Genomic DNA, 15,344 nt, shown 5'->3' with positions numbered 1-15,344 from the left:
AGGCCGTCTGTCGTCACGATCCTGAATATTGGCGGGCAAGACGCTCACGCCGAGCAAGAGGCCGAGCGTGTCGACGAGGGCCTGGCGCTTGCGCCCCGTGACCTTCTTGCCCGCGTCAAACCCTTGCGGATCAATCGACGCGCCCCCTTTTGAGCGGCTTTGGCGCTCTGGCTGTCGATGATCGCCGCCGTCGGAGAAGCCTCCTTACCATCCGTCTCGCGCAGGGCGACATAAAGAGCGTCGTGAATACGCTCCAAGGTCCCGCTCCAATCCCACAGCATGAAGTAGGAATGCGCCGTGCTCTTGGGCGGCAGGTCTTTGGGCAGGGCTTTCCACTGACAGCCTGTGGCGAGCACGTAAAAAATCCCGTTGAGAACCTCGCGCACATCGACCGTTCGTTTGCGCCCGCCGCGCTTGGCCGGCGGAATGAAAGGCCCAATAAGAGCCCACTCCTCATCCGTTAGATATGAAGGGTAACGAAGGCCGCGACGATCGGCCAAGACGCGATGCTCCGGCTTCCACATCCGCGACTCCCTTGCGAATCATCCTCTTCGCAAGAGAACGTATGGCCCGCCCGTCTGCAAGGGTGGTTTTCATCTGGCTCTGGTCAGTGTGCTTCAACGTATCCGGTCTCGGGTTGTTGACCCGGCCAAGATGGAGATCCGCGCACTCGATCCTCATAATCACAGCGGAATTTTCGGCCGTTCACTTGTTCAGGTTTTCAAGCCGCCGTTCGACTGTCAGCCATCTTCCGTCACCTCACGCAGACGTTTGTGACCCGTGAGCGCCCGTCATGAGCGCAGCTCGGGCTGTTCCTTTAGGCGGCCATTGCTTCGAACTGGGGTCGTAGTTGCCGCCGCGCGCCAACACCGCCCACGCGATCCGCGCCAACTTGTTCGCCAAGGCCACGACGACGACGTTCTTGTGTGCTCGTTCCAGAAGGCCGCGCCCAGCGGCGTCTCACGCTCGACGAGGTAAGGCAACGCTGCCCGGGCGCATGGATCAGATTCTTGCGCAAGTAGCGATTGCCGCGTTTGCTGATGCCGAGCAGGCGCGGCATCAGCGCAGTTCTTTCCGACACGAGGCGTTCACGCGCCCGGTGCAATGCCTGGATATCGGATTGATCCTGGCTCTTCACCGGCACAAAACGCATCGAGGGTCGGGTCGCGGCTTCCGCGATCGCCTCGGCGTCGAGATCGTCGTTCTTCTGCGACTTCACATAGGGGCGAACATATTCCGGCGACATCAACCGCACCTCGTGGCCCCGGGCCGCGAAAATCCGCCCGAGATGATGGGCGCCGCAACAAGCTTCCATCGCTACAATGCAACGCCCGAGCCCAACGACAAATTTTTCCAGCGCGTCCCGCCGCAGCCTTCGCCTCAGAACAATTCGACCAGCGGCATCCAAACCCGCGAGGCTGCATGAATTCTTGCCAAGATCGATGCCGAGCGACTCTTTGGACTCAACTTCTTTCAGGATCGGCTCTGAGGCGGATAGCCGGAGTGATCGCCTCAAAAACGCCAAGATGCGCGGCTCAAATTAGGTGTTGTCAGGCATCGTCTTCGAAAGCCCCGCAACCCTAAAGTTTATTTCCTTCGTCCAAACATATTAAATCTTTCGATTCCTTTTTGTGAGCTTCGACCAGAAGCCTCGAACTTTCCGGCAAAAGAGCCCCCACCACACGGGTGCCGCCTGGGTCGGCCGGTGTAGGCGTAAAAGCCAAATTCTCAACCTCTCCGGAAGTCGTTCATGCTGCATTCGCTTCGGGCCACTGATCCCGACCCGTCGTCTGCAAGAGACTCGGTCGCAACTGACGCCGAGGGGATGTAGACCGGGAGGTTCGCGGGAGGGTTGGAGTCCTCGGGGCTGAACAGGATTGGAGATGGGATTATGAAAATCAAGACCTTCCTTTTTGCGAGCGCCCTTATCGCCTCCGCCACCGCCACCGTCCCCGCCTTCGCCGATTCTAACGGCAACTTCAATGGCAACGGCAACGTCGGGGCGTTTAACGGCAACGGCAACGGCAATGGCAACTTCGGCACCCTTAACGGCAACGGCAACGGCAACGGCAACGTCGGCGTTGGCAACGGCAACCTGAACGGCAACGGCAACGCCGGCTTTGGCAACGGCAACGCCAACGGCAACAACAACTGGGGCCTCGGCAACGGCAACGCCAACGGCAACGGCAACTGGGGCGTCGGCAACGGCAACGCCAACGGCAACGGCAACATCGGCGTTGGTCACGGCAACGTAAACGGCAACTGGAACATCGGCTTTGGGAGCGGCAACGGCAACGGCAACGGCAACTTCGGCTTTTGATCTTGCCAGAAGGCGTCCCTGGGGTTTCCCCCAGGGACGCCCTGGTGTTGGAAAAATTCGATTACGTGGAGGAATCCATGAAACGGCAACTACGTCTTTCGGCGATCCTGATCGCATTGACAGCCGCCGGGGCAATGGCCACGACGGCGTCGCTCGCGGCGGGCAGCGGCAACTTCAATGGCAACGGTAATGTCGGGGGCGGCAACGGGAACGGCAACGGCAACGGCAACTACGGCTCTGTGAGCGGCAATTTCAACGGAAATCTGAACGCCGGCTTTGGTAACGGCAACGGCAACGGCAACGGCAATTTAGGCTTTGGTAGCGGCAACGGTAACGGCAATGGCAATGTGGGCATCGGTAACGGCAACGCCAACGGCAATACATTCAACAGCTCCGGCAATGCTGGCTATATGAATGGCGGAACGGGCAATATCGGAGCCTACAACGGCAATGGAAACACGAGCTCGACGAGCGGAAATAACAATATCGGCGCCCTCAACGGCAACAACAACGGCGGTATGTACAACGGTAACGGAAATATCGGCAGCTTCAACGGCAACAACAACGGGAATGGCAACTTTGGCTTCTAATCGGCCAAAAAGCTTAAACATGGGAGGCAACCGCGTGAGGCGGCTCTCCCATGGTCGCTAATCAAAGCGTTCCCGAGCGTTGTAAATGCCGACCTTAATTTCCCCAGAAGCGCCGGAGTAGAATTCCCCAGCTGGCGGGCGTGGCGATCAGCCGAGGTCTTGATCGTCGCCTCCGTTTTTGGGCAGTCGTCCCCGGCGCCGGAGGGTCGGCGGGATTGGCGCAGGTTGGATGCTGGCTTTCGTCCGAACATGTTCGGGCAAGAGGTCGGCGTGCTCGCGCAGGCGATAGCTCGAGCCTTCGATCTGGAAGACGACGGCGTGAAGCAGGAGACGGTCGAGGAGCGCTGTGGCGACGACGGGATCACCGAACATCGCAGAATGATACAATTCTCGAACGGCTGGGGTGCGTGACCACGGTCACGGATTCTCGGCTTTCGCTTTTCGGCCAGCGGTTTACAGTTTTGCCGGAACGCTCGGGACGCGGTCCCGCTTTTGTCGTTGTCGCATTGCCAGACGGGCGAAGGCGTTCGATCCGGATTTCCTGCACGGATCTTGGCCACGCGTCGCCCCCCGCGGATAAGAGGGGCTTGATCCACCGCGCGTCAGTGTGCGCACGCTGATCCCATTGGCGCGGCATTTGAACGCGACGCTGTCCCTCCTGGTCGAGGAGGTGATTCGCGATGACTCTTCAAGCTCTTCCGCGTCGCGTAGCGTCTCTATCGCCGTCGACTCCGGCCTGCGCATCCGGCCGGCTCCCGACAGCATCTTCCCGCCTTTGGCCCAATCTGTCGGCCGAGACGCAAACGCAGCTCGCCCAGCTGCTCGCGCAACTGATGCGGCGCATGCAGCCGGCCGACGATGCAACAAGAAGGGGGAGCGCTCATGCTGATGACATTGAGCGACGCTGACGAGCGCCTGACCACCTCGCATCGCGCCAAACTCGCTTACGTCTACGTCCGGCAATCGTCGGTGAACCAGGTGCGGCAACCCCAGGAAAGCACGGAGCTGCAATACCGCCTCGTCGATCGCGCCATCGGGCTGGGATGGCCTCATGAGCGTGTCCAGGTCATCGACGAGGACCTCGGAAAATCGGGCGCGGGTGGCGTCGAGCGCCACGGTTTTCAAAAATTGATTGCCGAGATCGGCCTTGGCAATGCGGTCTCGTGGTCAGTCTCGATGCGTCGCGCCTGGCGCGCAACAATCGCGACTGGCATCAGCTCCTGGAACTTTGCTCGGTGTTCGGCGTGCTCATCGCGGATGGCGAGCGCCTCTATGACCCGCGCGTCTATCACGACCGCTTGCTGCTGGGGCTGTCCGGCATCATGAGCGAGGCGGAGCTGCACCAGATTCGCATGCGCCTCCATCAGGGAGAACGCCAAAAGGCGTCGCGCGGTGAACTCCGCTTGCCATTGCCTGCCGGGCTCGCCACGACCGCGCGGGAGCGATCATTCTCAATCCCGACGAGGAGGTGCAGGCCCGTCTCCAGCTCGTCTTCGCCAAGTTCCGGGAGTTGCAGAGCGCTCGAGCCGTAATGCGCTTTTTGCGGGCGAACAGCTTGCCGCTGCCGGTCCGTCCGATCCTCGCCGAAGATCTCGCCCCATTCCGCGAAGCCGCGGTTTGAGGTGAGGATCATGGCGCTCTTTTCGTAGCGGCGTCGCCACCCGCTACGACCGTTGCGCCCACGCCTTCTTCTCGGCCATCTGTATCGCCGCAGCCGTCGCATTCTTTCTCAATCAATGAGTCCTGACCCCAATCCCCACCCTTGATGGCACTTTACAAACGGTGGGGAGTCTCCCCTGTCCAAGCTTGGCAGCGTCGGCAGCGACTAAAGCCGACCTAGATCTCTGCTGTCGTGCAACGGTCGGTGGCAATGACCGAATTGAGCCTTGCGATCTTGATCACCGCCTCGGTCCGGTTGTTGACCTCAAGCTTGCGCATCACATTGTGGATGTGCACCTTGATCGTGCTTTCGCTTACCCGAAGATCTGACGCGATGACCTTGTTGGCCTTGCCTTCGCGAAGCGCCTGAATGACGGCTTTCTCACGCGCGGTGAAAATGCCCTTTTCAGGATCGGACGCGGCCTTCCCATTGACGAGGCAATTCGATCCGGAAAATACCAGGGCAGCTGGGATGAACACGCCTCCCACGAGCGTCAGCCGAATAGCCTGTAGAGTGATCTCGATCGTGGTGTCGAAGGAAATCACACCTCTCGCGCCCCAGCGGAAAGCGTCCATGATTTCTTCCATTTCCAAGGGGTTGCACATGACGACCACTGGGGCGCCGGATTCATCTTCGAGAAAGTCGCGGAACGTTTGTCCGCTTTCGCTACTCCGGTTACATTCCAACTGGCCGAGAACGACGAGGCTGGGCCGAAGTTGGTCTCTTTCTAGCCTCCAACTGTCTGCGTCGGCGAAAGTCACGACAGTGCAGCCGATCTCTGAGCCGATACAGCGCGCCAGGCATTCACGGATAAGAGCCCTCCGTTCAATGAGGACGATCGTCTTGAGGAATTCCTTCGCGCGCGCTGAGCAATTGGAGTTGCTCGGCTGCAACCCGCCGTGTAAACAAGAATCGTGGTGCATTTGAATCTCCCCAACTCACCCCTCAACAACGCTTATCTAGCGCTCGAGTTTCCTCCGTCACCCGATATCGCCATAAAGAGGAAAATTGATTTATATTATGCGCAATCCAAATATCTGCTAAGCCCGCTAAACATATCCGTTATTCGCTACCATTAACTCTAAGTTTTGAATTTTTTGCGCCGACCCCGGTCCTAAACCCGGTGACCTGCCCCTGAACTTTCATCCAGCGGCAATTAGAGTCCCGGCGTTTGTGCTCTGCTCCCAAACATTGGACCGCCCGAAGTTAGAGTTTTCGGGCTTTATTCACGATGACGGGCTGGGTGCGCCATCGGGCAGTTGCAACGTGATCGGGGGTTTGTTCCCGATCGCCCCGTGTGGGCGTTCCTCATTATAGTATCTGCGCCAATCCTCCATTTTCGACCGCGCGTCGTCAAGCGACAGGAACCAGTGCGCATTCAGGCACTCGGCCCGGAAGCGACCGTTGAAAGCTTCGATGAACGCATTGTCCGTGGGTTTGCCCGGGCGAGAAAAATCCAGAGTGACGCCCTTCGCATAGGCCCAAAGGTCCATGTCGCGCGAGACGAACTCCGAGCCTTGATCGACGCGGATCGTCTTCGGGTAGCCGATCTGCGCGCATGTGCGCTCCAGCGCCCCCACAACATTCTCAGCCCGGTAGCTGAAGCGCGGGTCGATGATCGGAGAGAAGCGCGAGAACGTGTCGACGACCGTGAGCACTCTGATCTTCCGGCCGGTCGCCAGCTGGTCGTGGACGAAGTCCATCGCCCATGTCTCGTTCGGTTGGCTCGCTGGCTTCCGATCGTCGCGGAGCTTCGCTTTGACGCGCCGCTTCGGCGGCTTCTTGCGCAATTGCAGGCCAAGCTCATTATCCTGTATGTCTTCTTGACGTTGATGTTCCAGCCATCGCGGCACAGCAACACGTGCACGCGGCGGTAGCCGTAGCGCACACGCGTTGCGCAGATCTCCTTGATGCGCGCTTCGAGACCGGCCTGATCGGGGCGACGGGACTTATAATGGTAGCTGGATGTGTCGAACTCGAGAACACGGCAAGCCCGCCGGATCGAGACATTCCACTCATTGCAAATCCCCGCCGCCAGCTTGCGCTTGCGACCAGGCCTCAGAGCTTTCGGCGGATGACGTCCTGAAGCATCTCGCGATCAAGCGACAAATCGGCGACGATTTTCTTCAGCTTCGCGTTCTCGTCCTCAAGCTGCTTTAAGCGCCGCATCTCCGGCGGCTGCATGCCTTCGTATTTTCGCTTCCAATTGAAATAGGTCGCCTGGCTGATTCCGGCCTTCCGACAAATATCGGCCACCGGCACGCCGTCAGCTCCTTGCTTCAGGATGAACGCCTTCTGCGCATCCGAAAACTTCGACGCTTTCATCGTCTTCCGCTCCTCCCAACCGAAGGGACCATGCCCGGAAGACTCTAACCAAAAACGATCCAATTTCACGGGAGCGGATCACTCGGTCGTCTAATTGCGATAAGCTTGCCCTTCTCCTCGTTTTGAATCTGAGTTCAAAACGAAAGGTTTGAGATGAGGAAGAGCGGGCTTCTGAAGGAGCGCCCGCAAGCACGTGCGCTTGAATGCAGCGTGCGCCGCTGCTCGGCTGACCTCCCTCCATCCTTCGGCGGGTATAGCGGCGCCAAGCAGACGTCGCACGCGAGCGTGCTCTGGCAGGAGGACAACGCAGTCCGTTGGCATCGCACTATGCCTAGTGTGCGGCTCTATGAGCGCATTTGTTAAAAGCCTGAAGGGGCGTATCCAGGGCAAGCGCATCGCGGAGGCCGTCGACGCGCTTGTCGCGCTCCTCGACCAGATCGACCGCGTCGCCGATCTTGAGGAAGACAATCCGCCGGAAGACGAGGCGCCGGCCGAGGACGTGGGAGACAACGAGCCGAGCCTGGGGAGCGCGGGATGCACTGCGCTCAGCTGGTCCTATAGCCTGATCGGCTGGGCGCAGGGCGCTGACGACGACCGGGAAGTCGAGGACGAACACGACGAAGCGGGCGGCGACGAAGAGCCGGCGCTCGATGCGACGGCCGCAATGAACCAAGAGCACGCCTGGCGGATGAATTTGAACGCTTGGGGCTCGAGCGACTAAGCGGAGCCATCCTTGGGCTGGACTGACCACGGGCAGGGCCATCCTGAAATGGCGCTGCGCGGCTATGACCCTTCTTACACCCCATGATTTTATATGATTTGATGGGATGTAATGCCGTATTACCCTGATATCGCCAAGCACCCTACGTCGCCTTCAACTGAACACAATACGAAGAGGACTATCTTCGCGCAGGGTCTGTAGCGGCTAAGCTCCGGCGGCGGACTACTTCCTTCTCGTCCTGATCTCTGACGAGCCAATAAACCGTCCCGAGCGAAATAACGGCGAGCGCCAGCCCCACCAAGGTCATCGCGCCGACTTTTGTCGCGTCTAGGATGATAAATTTGCGCACCAATGCAAGAAGCGCGATGAGAATGACCGTGCGAACTTGGACTATATTTTCGTGGCGCTCCAGCACGGCAAGAATCGAATGGTTGAACTCAAGGGCGATCAGAACAGTCATGATCATGCCGAAAACCGACTGAAAAACCTCCTGGTTCAAAGGGTCGATCTCGTTCAGTAAGACGAGCGCCAGGACGCGCATTGAAAGGTGAACTACCGCCACCATAATCACCACTGAAATGGCCAATGTTAGAATATAGGATACGATCTGTTCGAATCGCCCGTAGACACCCAAAGTCGAGAAGACCGCACGCCTCTCCTCAAGAAATGACGACAGCGGCATTGGCTCCCCGCAGTATGAGAATCCTAGCATTGGGCTGCGCAAATTAATTAGGTGCGCCAACGTAGCGGTCAATGCCGAACCGCGCGCGTGCGAACTGACGTCAAGGCGCGGCTGCATCGTTTGCCGCTGTCGACGATCATCGCGATACGTGGCGGATCAAGCTCGCGCGGCTCTTCCTTTGGCTCGCGCGCGTCACGGACACTTACGATGACGTCCTCATGCGGATTATTCAGCATATCGTCGAGAGCGCCGAGGCGGTCGCCCGCAAGTCGGACGATTTGCGCAGAAGGCTGAGGCCGTGACTTACGACCGCGCACAGATCATGCGGGACCCCATAAACGGCGCCGAGACGGCAAACGCCTCGGGCTCGGCTGGAAGTTCGGGTAATGCGTGGCGACGACGTGGAAGGCGGCGAAGGAGCGGCGCAAAGCAACCGGCAGACGATTTGCAGCGTAGGCTTTTAGTCTTACATTACGCTGAGCGACGACCACCCAAAACATCGTCGCCCATGACGCAACGACCGTGGATGTAACAGCGGGGCGTTAAATTTTTGTCGTATCACGGCCGGTCGCCAGTTGCAGGCGCGTTAACAGTCTTGTTTGCAAAATGTAAGAACAGGCGTAGCTTCTCGCCGGATGGGATCGTCAAGAGGTGGAGAGTGGAATGAAACCTCTCTATGCACTCTCAATTGCAGCCGCGCTATCATCAGTGAGCTTCTTGGCGTTCAGTGATGCCGCCGAAGCGGCCTCCATCCCTGGTTCGGGAATCACGCGCCCCCTTGCGTTACCCGTGCAGTATAATCCATTGCAGCATTACAGCCCGTATCAGCGCCAGCACTCACTCGCCGGCAGAGCAGCCTATTGCCGCTGCTACCCTGGTCATGGGTTTAGTAGAATGGTGTGCCGCTACCCCGGTGGGCCGACCACTACTCAGTTAGTTGGACGATGCTACTGACGGCGGCTCCGCCTCGGGCAAGTGTAGGCGCCTTCGCGGCCAACCGTGGGGCGATCGCCGCTAGCTCAGTTTCGATTTCCTCGAACACGAAGCTGTGTTGCTCGGCTTCGTCGGCGCGGAGTTTTTCGGAACGTCTACCGAAGCGGTTGCGGTGAAGCGTTTTGATGATCGAGATCAGCCGATCGATCTCTGTTTTCGCCGCCGCGTTCGTTTGCGTGAGATCCTCGAGTTTCGCGGCCAGGCTCAATGTTTGGGAATGGAAAACCTTCGCGTCAGTCTCTGAACGATCGACGCGAGCCAAGGCCTCGAGCGCCAGCGCCTTCAGTTGATCAACGTCGTCAGGAAGTTCGCCGAAGCGCTCGAACATGCTTCGCATGGTACCGCTTTCATCGCTGCAATTCCCGCATTTTTCCAGGCTTGCAACTCGTCCGGCGCGTCTTTTCTCTATCAGCCGGCGCTCTGCGGCGCCCGCACCTCCACCGCCCGAACCCGCTTCCAATCAAGCCTTCGACCCGCGCCATGACTCCATGACTTGCGCATAACTCAGACGGATCTCGTGGCTCCCGCAGTCGGCCAGCAGAAATGCGTGTGCTCGAGGCGCTTGGCAAACAGACAAAGACCCGAACCGTCCCACCAGACGATCGTGATCCGGTCGGCTCCTTTCGCCCGGAAAACATAGAGATAACCGTCGAACGGATCGGCGCCAGCGTCCCGAACCAGAGAAACCAATCCTTCCGGACCTTTACGATTATGTGGAGCGCCACATAACCGCTATTATGCAGAGAGCCAAAGTCGCCGTAGCTGGGCAAGTCCTCGAGGCAGCATAGCTTCTCTTTGTAACTCCACCGCGCACTCGGCATAATTATGGGCACCGCATACGGAAGTCGACGGGCTTCGTCGCCACCATGACGCGGACCGCGCCCGTCGGGCCGATCACTTTGCGCCTGGCGAGGTTCGCAAGGCGCGCAGGATCGCAGTCGCCATGCCGATGTCCGCCTCACGCCAGATCCACACATGCGCCTCGCCGATCTCGATCTCCACGACGGGAGCGGCGGGCTCCGCCTTCGGCGCACGCGCCGCCGCGCGCACAGCGGTGACGATCATGCCTCGCGCACCGCGCGCAGCAGACGCCGAAGGTCGGCTTCCGAAATGTCCGCGTTCACCCGCACAACCGCTCCGCCAATCTCTATCTGCACGCGCCGCGTCCTTGCCGCACGCGACTCCGCCGGAGCCTGGCGCTCGATCTTCTCCGCCCGGAGAGCAGCAGCGCGACGCCACGCGAAAAGTTGTAATGCTGAAGCGATTGGCGGCGCCTGGGGCGATGCTAGAGCGGAGCTTATAAAAAGAGCCAAAGAGCAAGCGATATCCAGAAAATGATCATTGCGGCGCCCCACAGAAAAATCCCAAGCTGAGGCCCATCGTTTCGACTAGTCACTGCGCGGTCTGGCCATGTTGATTGGGGCGCGCGGGCTGCCGTATGGTGCGCGCATCTGCTTGACGTGTGCGTGAACCTGCATCGCGGATGCAGTTGTCGTGCGCTGGCACTTGCTCATTGTGGGCCGCTAGCCTCTCAAGCGAGAAACGGTGACAGCGCACGCGAAGGTCATCGGACGGACGCGCCGTTTTGTGACGGGAACACTCGGGCGAGCAGCGCAAAATCGCATGAAAACGCGGTCCTGCATCATTTTCGACCTGGAGAAGAGAGCGCGGAACGCGAAATGCGTGAGCGCGTAAGCACGTTGACGGAAGAGTCTGCTCAACGAAATGCTCGCGACGTTTGACTGGGCGGAATCGATCGAACGGCCGTTGTGCCGTTCGCCTTACTCGAGTCTCTGTCCCTTCGAGCATTTTGATTTTAGAACTGCGACAGCAGGGCATGTGCGGAGTCGTCGCGCGATCTCTTCGCTCGCAAGGCCGTGCTCGTGTTCTCGCGCCATGAGAGCGCGTCAAGTCCACCCGCCAAAGAGATGATCACGCGTCGGCCATTGAGCATAGAGGAGCTGCCTCGCACCCTAGCGAGCCTATTTCTTAAATAAAAATAGCGCGCTCGTCTAATCGGTAATGGTCTGGGCGCACCCGAGCGCGGTTTTGGCTTGGTCGTGGCGAAGCAAGTCCATGTATTGGAATTGTTATTTGTGGTTTGTTCTGAGTCCTCGGATTTTTTGAGCGCTCGATCTCATGTGTCGTGCGCCGTAAAGACGACCAGCCGAGTGGATTCGGCCCTTAATTCGCCGATCGGCCGCACTTCCAAACATCTGGTCTTCGATGAGGCGTAGGCGGCCATGTCGCGACGAAATTCCGCCCTCTCGAGCGGCGTGGGGTGACGCGTCCGGCGTGCGCAGGCTGTCGAGTTGACTTGCAACTTGCGCTGAGCGGATTGAGATCACGAACGACCAGACGCGCCAGGGCGGCCTTCATCCGATTAATGATCCGCGTGCGCTCGCCGACGAGCTTCTCGTGTTCCCGCGTGGGCCGCTTGGCGTCGTCGTCTTCGATAGAAGGCGTGGTCGTCATGCTGCAATGACCAGATTCGCCGCGAAGCCATCCCGGTAAGACGCCCAGTAGAAGAGCGGCGTCGAGCCGATCCGTCTTGGCGCGACGGCGTTCCCGGGAGACCGCCACGATGTCTCACTCGGGCCTTGACCCCGCGCGCGCCGTCAACCAGCGCGCCAACCAGAACCCAATCCGTCCGGCGTCATAGGCGACAACGCGGCTGACGTTCGACGCGAGGCGGTAATCCGCTGACAAGCCAAGCGGATTGGCTCATCTCGATGACAATGAGGGGTGCGCTCTTGATCAAAGGCGGCGGTGGCGCGGTTGGCCATGAATGAATGAGGCGTGGTGAGCTCCAAAGTCTTGAAGAGCGCCTGTCTGCCACGGCCCAGCGCATGCCCGATAGCATCTGGAAACCATCGCGCCCTTAAGCGATGATCCAGTCGTCGGGCGTGCGCCGTGGGCAGCCTGACCAATGCGGTCCGCGCCGGCGAGCGTGGCGACCCACGCCACAAGTGACACGATCCATTCGCAATGTTGTGAGCGCTATACTCGAGACGGTCTCAAGATTTCCAAAACAACAGCGCGTGGTATCGCAAAGCCTCGCGATGCAATCAATCCATGCGGGTTACGACGGCCAAACGCTTAACTTCACCGTTTTCGAATGCCTGCAAAAATGCGTCGTAATTCTTGAAAACCACACATCCGTTGGAATGGCCCTTTGGCCCCAGCATATACGTGTGCGCCAACAGACCGGTTCGGCCGAAGATATTTTCATTGCCTCCGATTGGATTCAGGCGCAGTGCGCGAACACCATGAAAGGGCTTCTCCCTCAAGGCGAGATTGTATAGGTGAGGCGGAGTCGCGCCTTGCATTCGTTGATGGACGTAGCGCGGATTATCTAATTTGGAGCCTAGGCCTGAATGCGCCTCCAACGTCGCTCCATTGGGCAGGTAGACGGTATGCGCTGAGATATCGTAAATGGCGGTCCATCCATCTAAATCAGACAGCCTATTGGATATGAATTTTTTGTCGTCAGTTATCCCGCTGTTGGACGGCGCATACTCGGGTTCCAAGACCGACGCCCTAGACGTGGTTTGGGCGGGAGCGGCTTCTGTTGAAAAAACCAGGCGCTCCGAATGAGTGGTTTCGACTGGCGCCTGCGCAAAAAAGCGCCAGACAATTTGACGCGGACTATAAAACAAGCTCGTTGAGCACGCTAAAGCGACACAGACCGTGAAAACGAGCAGAATCCTCGATTGTTCAAAGAGTAAGACCTTGAAATAGCGCTGTTTCCACATCGTCAAGGCTCGTGCCGGGACGACAGCGTTATCAGGGCAGGCAAAAAGTTCATCTCTCTGAGCCCCCTTTCACCGAAGTTTTGCCTTTGATGTTGGCATCCGTTGTAAGGACAACGGAGATAGTTTGCCTGTGACCCGCCTTGGAGAAATGAATCGAAGGAGCGCGCCTGCCGCCAAGGCGGCTATCGGTGCGTCTCGGCGGGCTCTCTGCTCTGTAAAAGGAGTTGCTGGCAATAACGCAGAGGGATCGGCCATAGTCATAACTGCACTCCAAAGTGTTCGGGCGACGTGTCCCGAAAAATGCAGCCAACGTTGTCCTAATGATAGTTGAGCGTTGGTGAATTGGCTGTTGTAGAAAAGTCACATAGCCCGAGATTATCATATGGCGTCCAATGATGATCCCTTGCCTGCAAAACTGTACTCTGTTCATGAGAGAACATCTGAAACACCAATGGACGCTCAATGGCGAAGCCCTTTTAGATAAAGGATGGCGGATAGTTCCTTGCACTGGCTCTGCGGGAAAGGGCGTGCGCCGAAAAGGCCCAACGGAATCGGCTTACTGCCACGCCGGAATAGGTCACGGCGACAAGAATCCTGCCCGATTTTGCGCAAGTCGTCCGGAAGAGGACAACGGCGCTCGGCCTGACAGCGCTATTGGTAGCCGAGAGACGAGCAATTTGGCTGCTGGTCCAAGTGAATGCGGGTCAACCGCCATTTTTTTACCAACGAGTTGCTCAAAAAATAACACTGCGCAAGAGCAGGATGAGCCGTAACGGCTCGATGAATTGGTTTGCTATTAGAAAGCTGTATACACTCATCCTTTCGCCGAATCAGATGCGCAGGAGAAACTCATGTCCAACGCCGACAACGAAGTGCTCGTTGCTCAGATCTTGTCGTCATACCTCGCGAACAACACCGTCAGTCCGGCTGATCTTTACTCTGTAATTGCTACTGTGAAACGCGCATTTGGCGACGGTGTTGGTCTTTCTACGAATGCCGCCCCGAGCGAGGAAGCCAGGAACTGGCAACCTGCAGTCCCCGTAAAAAAATCCGTGACCTCAGACGCGATTACCTGCCTGTGTTGCGGCGAGAAATTCAAATCCCTCAAGCGCCACCTGAACGCTGAACACAAAATGACGCCTGAAGAATATAAGGCGGCCTTCAACCTCAGAGCCAACTACCCGCTGGTAGCGCCGAACTATACCGCACGGCGTTCAGCTCTCGCGAAGTCTCTCGGCTTGGGTCGAATGGCGAGAAAACGTCGGGGTGCAGGCGTGACGAGAAGGGGTACGAAAAGCGCTACGACGAAATAGGCTGCTGAGCATAAGACGACAAAGGGCGAATGAAAGGTCTCGCGTCAAATGACAATGGGCCACCTATGACGCGAGTCCACGCCGTCGCAAAACTCATGATCTTAATGGTAGTCGTCACGGGAGGCATATCAGTGTCCCGCAGCGTCGAGGCAGCGGATGCTGCGGGTGTGTTATCGGCCAACAAAAACCTCTGTCAGCGTGAAGCCGATGTTCGTGGAAGACATAGCGCCGATGCGCGAAGCCTGTCCCGCAGCGGCGACCTCAGCTAGATGGGCCCGAACGGAAGTTTAACTCGGCTTGTCGAAGTTTTCTCAAGGCCGGAAGGGACAAGAGGCGCTGAAACTTGGCGGGCATGTGGAAGCGGCTGAGGTCCATCTGGTCGTCGGCGATATCGCAGCCTTCCATCCGCTCGCGTTTTTTGACGGGGGGCGATGTGCCTCGATGGGCGCAAGTCGTCGGCTCCAAAGCCGAGCGCCTCAAGCTTTGAATGATGTCGGCGTAAAGCGTCCCCGGGCGGATGCCGAGGTCCTGCTCAATTCCGCAACCCACGTCATGAAGACTTCGGACATGTACAGCGCCCCTGCGCCGGGAGTGATCCGCCGCATGAAGCGGCGCCGGGCCGCCCAAGGGATCGTGCGCCCATTTGGGCGCCGAGCCTGCGCCAATAGCGGCGAGCGGCAGGGATCGTCCGTACCGCCTTTTGTAGCGCGTAAGATCCTCGCGCAGCTGGTCGATATAGGAGACCACGGCATCGCTGTGACCTGCGGGCGGCAGCTCTCCGGTGGTAAGCCCATCGAATCCCGCCAGCGGCTGGGATGCTTGAACCAGACGATTGCCCGCCCTTCGTTGGTTGCTGTCGCGATGATGCGCCCGGTTTTTGCGTCGCACTTTGGCCAAATCGACGATTGAGGGCTGAGTTCTCCGCTCGGCGTCGTTGCCGTTGCGAGCACGCGCGTCCCATGCCCAAAGCGGCTCGGTAACCGAG

At 58.7% G+C, this 15,344-nt stretch carries 13 protein-coding genes and 5 pseudogenes; 7 read left to right on the top strand and 11 right to left on the bottom strand.

The window, feature by feature from the left end:
- Window positions 1-12 precede the first annotated feature (12 nt).
- Window positions 13-524: pseudogene (locus AC0X69_RS20160) on the bottom strand (IS5 family transposase); the annotation flags it as partial.
- Window positions 525-834: 310 nt separating this feature from the next.
- A pseudogene (locus tag AC0X69_RS20155) lies at window positions 835-1,477 on the bottom strand (IS110 family transposase); the annotation flags it as partial.
- Window positions 1,478-1,891: 414 nt separating this feature from the next.
- On the opposite strand from AC0X69_RS20155, the gene AC0X69_RS20150 reads away from it, so the two are divergent.
- Together AC0X69_RS20150 and AC0X69_RS20145 are read left to right on the top strand one after the other, a co-directional pair.
- Window positions 1,892-2,320 carry a hypothetical protein gene (locus tag AC0X69_RS20150; protein WP_482613701.1) on the top strand — a complete coding sequence of 143 codons (429 nt, stop codon included), beginning with the start codon at window positions 1,892-1,894 and terminating at the stop codon, window positions 2,318-2,320.
- A gap of 47 nt (window positions 2,321-2,367) precedes the next feature.
- Window positions 2,368-2,910 (top strand): hypothetical protein, encoded by a 543-nt coding sequence (locus AC0X69_RS20145; RefSeq protein ID WP_482613699.1) that lies wholly within the window; start codon window positions 2,368-2,370, stop codon window positions 2,908-2,910.
- A gap of 147 nt (window positions 2,911-3,057) precedes the next feature.
- On the opposite strand, the pseudogene AC0X69_RS20140 reads toward AC0X69_RS20145, so the two are convergent.
- A pseudogene (locus AC0X69_RS20140) lies at window positions 3,058-3,282 on the bottom strand (ATP-binding protein); the annotation flags it as partial.
- A 510-nt stretch (window positions 3,283-3,792) separates the two neighbouring features.
- Between AC0X69_RS20140 and AC0X69_RS20135 the strand changes: the two are divergent.
- Both AC0X69_RS20135 and AC0X69_RS20130 read left to right on the top strand, forming a co-directional pair.
- On the top strand, window positions 3,793-4,236 hold the full coding sequence (locus AC0X69_RS20135; protein WP_482613862.1) for a hypothetical protein: 444 nt from the start codon (window positions 3,793-3,795) through the stop codon (window positions 4,234-4,236).
- The gene (locus AC0X69_RS20130) at window positions 4,131-4,442 is read left to right on the top strand and encodes a hypothetical protein (RefSeq protein WP_482613841.1); all 312 of its coding nucleotides are present in this window, start codon (window positions 4,131-4,133) and stop codon (window positions 4,440-4,442) included. Before AC0X69_RS20135 ends, AC0X69_RS20130 begins: the two co-directional genes overlap by 106 nt.
- 47 nt (window positions 4,443-4,489) lie before the next feature.
- Here the strand turns inward: AC0X69_RS20130 and AC0X69_RS20125 are convergent.
- From AC0X69_RS20125 to AC0X69_RS20115, 3 genes and pseudogenes are all read right to left on the bottom strand, one after another.
- Window positions 4,490-4,561, bottom strand: a pseudogene (locus AC0X69_RS20125) (ATP-binding protein); the annotation flags it as partial.
- A gap of 185 nt (window positions 4,562-4,746) precedes the next feature.
- Window positions 4,747-5,493, bottom strand: a complete 747-nt coding sequence (locus AC0X69_RS20120) for a response regulator transcription factor (protein WP_482613697.1) — start codon at window positions 5,491-5,493, stop codon at window positions 4,747-4,749.
- Between the two features lie 303 nt (window positions 5,494-5,796).
- Window positions 5,797-6,895, bottom strand: a pseudogene (locus tag AC0X69_RS20115) (IS3 family transposase).
- Window positions 6,896-7,241: 346 nt separating this feature from the next.
- Here AC0X69_RS20115 and AC0X69_RS20110 point away from each other — a divergent pair.
- Window positions 7,242-7,616, top strand: a complete 375-nt coding sequence (locus tag AC0X69_RS20110; RefSeq protein WP_482613695.1) for a hypothetical protein — start codon at window positions 7,242-7,244, stop codon at window positions 7,614-7,616.
- Window positions 7,617-7,794: 178 nt separating this feature from the next.
- On the opposite strand, the gene AC0X69_RS20105 is transcribed toward AC0X69_RS20110, so the two are convergent.
- The 5 genes from AC0X69_RS20105 to AC0X69_RS20085 all read right to left on the bottom strand — a co-directional run bounded on the left by AC0X69_RS20105 (window position 7,795) and on the right by AC0X69_RS20085 (window position 13,046).
- A complete protein-coding gene (locus AC0X69_RS20105) occupies window positions 7,795-8,298 on the bottom strand; it encodes a phosphate-starvation-inducible PsiE family protein (RefSeq protein ID WP_482613693.1) in 504 nt (167 codons plus the stop codon).
- A gap of 925 nt (window positions 8,299-9,223) precedes the next feature.
- Window positions 9,224-9,751 (bottom strand): IS66 family transposase, encoded by a 528-nt coding sequence (locus AC0X69_RS20100; protein WP_482613692.1) that lies wholly within the window; start codon window positions 9,749-9,751, stop codon window positions 9,224-9,226.
- A gap of 44 nt (window positions 9,752-9,795) precedes the next feature.
- The gene (gene tnpB / locus AC0X69_RS20095) at window positions 9,796-9,981 is read right to left on the bottom strand and encodes an IS66 family insertion sequence element accessory protein TnpB (protein ID WP_482613691.1); all 186 of its coding nucleotides are present in this window, start codon (window positions 9,979-9,981) and stop codon (window positions 9,796-9,798) included.
- 204 nt (window positions 9,982-10,185) lie between these two features.
- A complete protein-coding gene (locus tag AC0X69_RS20090; RefSeq protein ID WP_482613690.1) occupies window positions 10,186-10,356 on the bottom strand; it encodes a hypothetical protein in 171 nt (56 codons plus the stop codon).
- A 2,003-nt stretch (window positions 10,357-12,359) separates the two neighbouring features.
- A complete protein-coding gene (locus AC0X69_RS20085; RefSeq protein WP_482613689.1) occupies window positions 12,360-13,046 on the bottom strand; it encodes a DUF2778 domain-containing protein in 687 nt (228 codons plus the stop codon).
- Between the two features lie 851 nt (window positions 13,047-13,897).
- On the opposite strand from AC0X69_RS20085, the gene AC0X69_RS20080 reads away from it, so the two are divergent.
- Both AC0X69_RS20080 and AC0X69_RS20075 read left to right on the top strand, forming a co-directional pair.
- Window positions 13,898-14,359 carry a Ros/MucR family transcriptional regulator gene (locus tag AC0X69_RS20080; protein WP_482613688.1) on the top strand — a complete coding sequence of 154 codons (462 nt, stop codon included), beginning with the start codon at window positions 13,898-13,900 and terminating at the stop codon, window positions 14,357-14,359.
- 297 nt (window positions 14,360-14,656) lie between these two features.
- Complete coding sequence (locus tag AC0X69_RS20075) at window positions 14,657-15,268, top strand: hypothetical protein (RefSeq protein ID WP_482613687.1); 612 nt, start codon at window positions 14,657-14,659, stop codon at window positions 15,266-15,268.
- Window positions 15,269-15,344 lie beyond the last annotated feature (76 nt).

The sequence above is a fragment of the Methylocystis sp. Uni0008 genome, assembly GCF_056838045.1.
The sequence above is the reverse complement of the archived record's forward strand: the minus strand, read 5'-3'. Positions and strand labels throughout refer to the sequence as shown.

Bases quoted from the DNA above. Each gene is read 5' to 3' on its own strand.
- AC0X69_RS20085 (WP_482613689.1), bottom strand. From the start codon at position 13,046: ATGTGGAAACAGCGCTATTTCAAGGTCTTACTCTTTGAACAATCGAGG.
- AC0X69_RS20090 (WP_482613690.1), bottom strand. From the start codon at position 10,356: ATGATCGTCACCGCTGTGCGCGCGGCGGCGCGTGCGCCGAAGGCGGAG.
- AC0X69_RS20120 (WP_482613697.1), bottom strand. From the start codon at position 5,493: ATGCACCACGATTCTTGTTTACACGGCGGGTTGCAGCCGAGCAACTCC.
- AC0X69_RS20110 (WP_482613695.1), top strand. From the start codon at position 7,242: ATGAGCGCATTTGTTAAAAGCCTGAAGGGGCGTATCCAGGGCAAGCGC.
- AC0X69_RS20135 (WP_482613862.1), top strand. From the start codon at position 3,793: ATGCTGATGACATTGAGCGACGCTGACGAGCGCCTGACCACCTCGCAT.
- AC0X69_RS20150 (WP_482613701.1), top strand. From the start codon at position 1,892: ATGAAAATCAAGACCTTCCTTTTTGCGAGCGCCCTTATCGCCTCCGCC.
- AC0X69_RS20080 (WP_482613688.1), top strand. From the start codon at position 13,898: ATGTCCAACGCCGACAACGAAGTGCTCGTTGCTCAGATCTTGTCGTCA.
- AC0X69_RS20105 (WP_482613693.1), bottom strand. From the start codon at position 8,298: ATGCCGCTGTCGTCATTTCTTGAGGAGAGGCGTGCGGTCTTCTCGACT.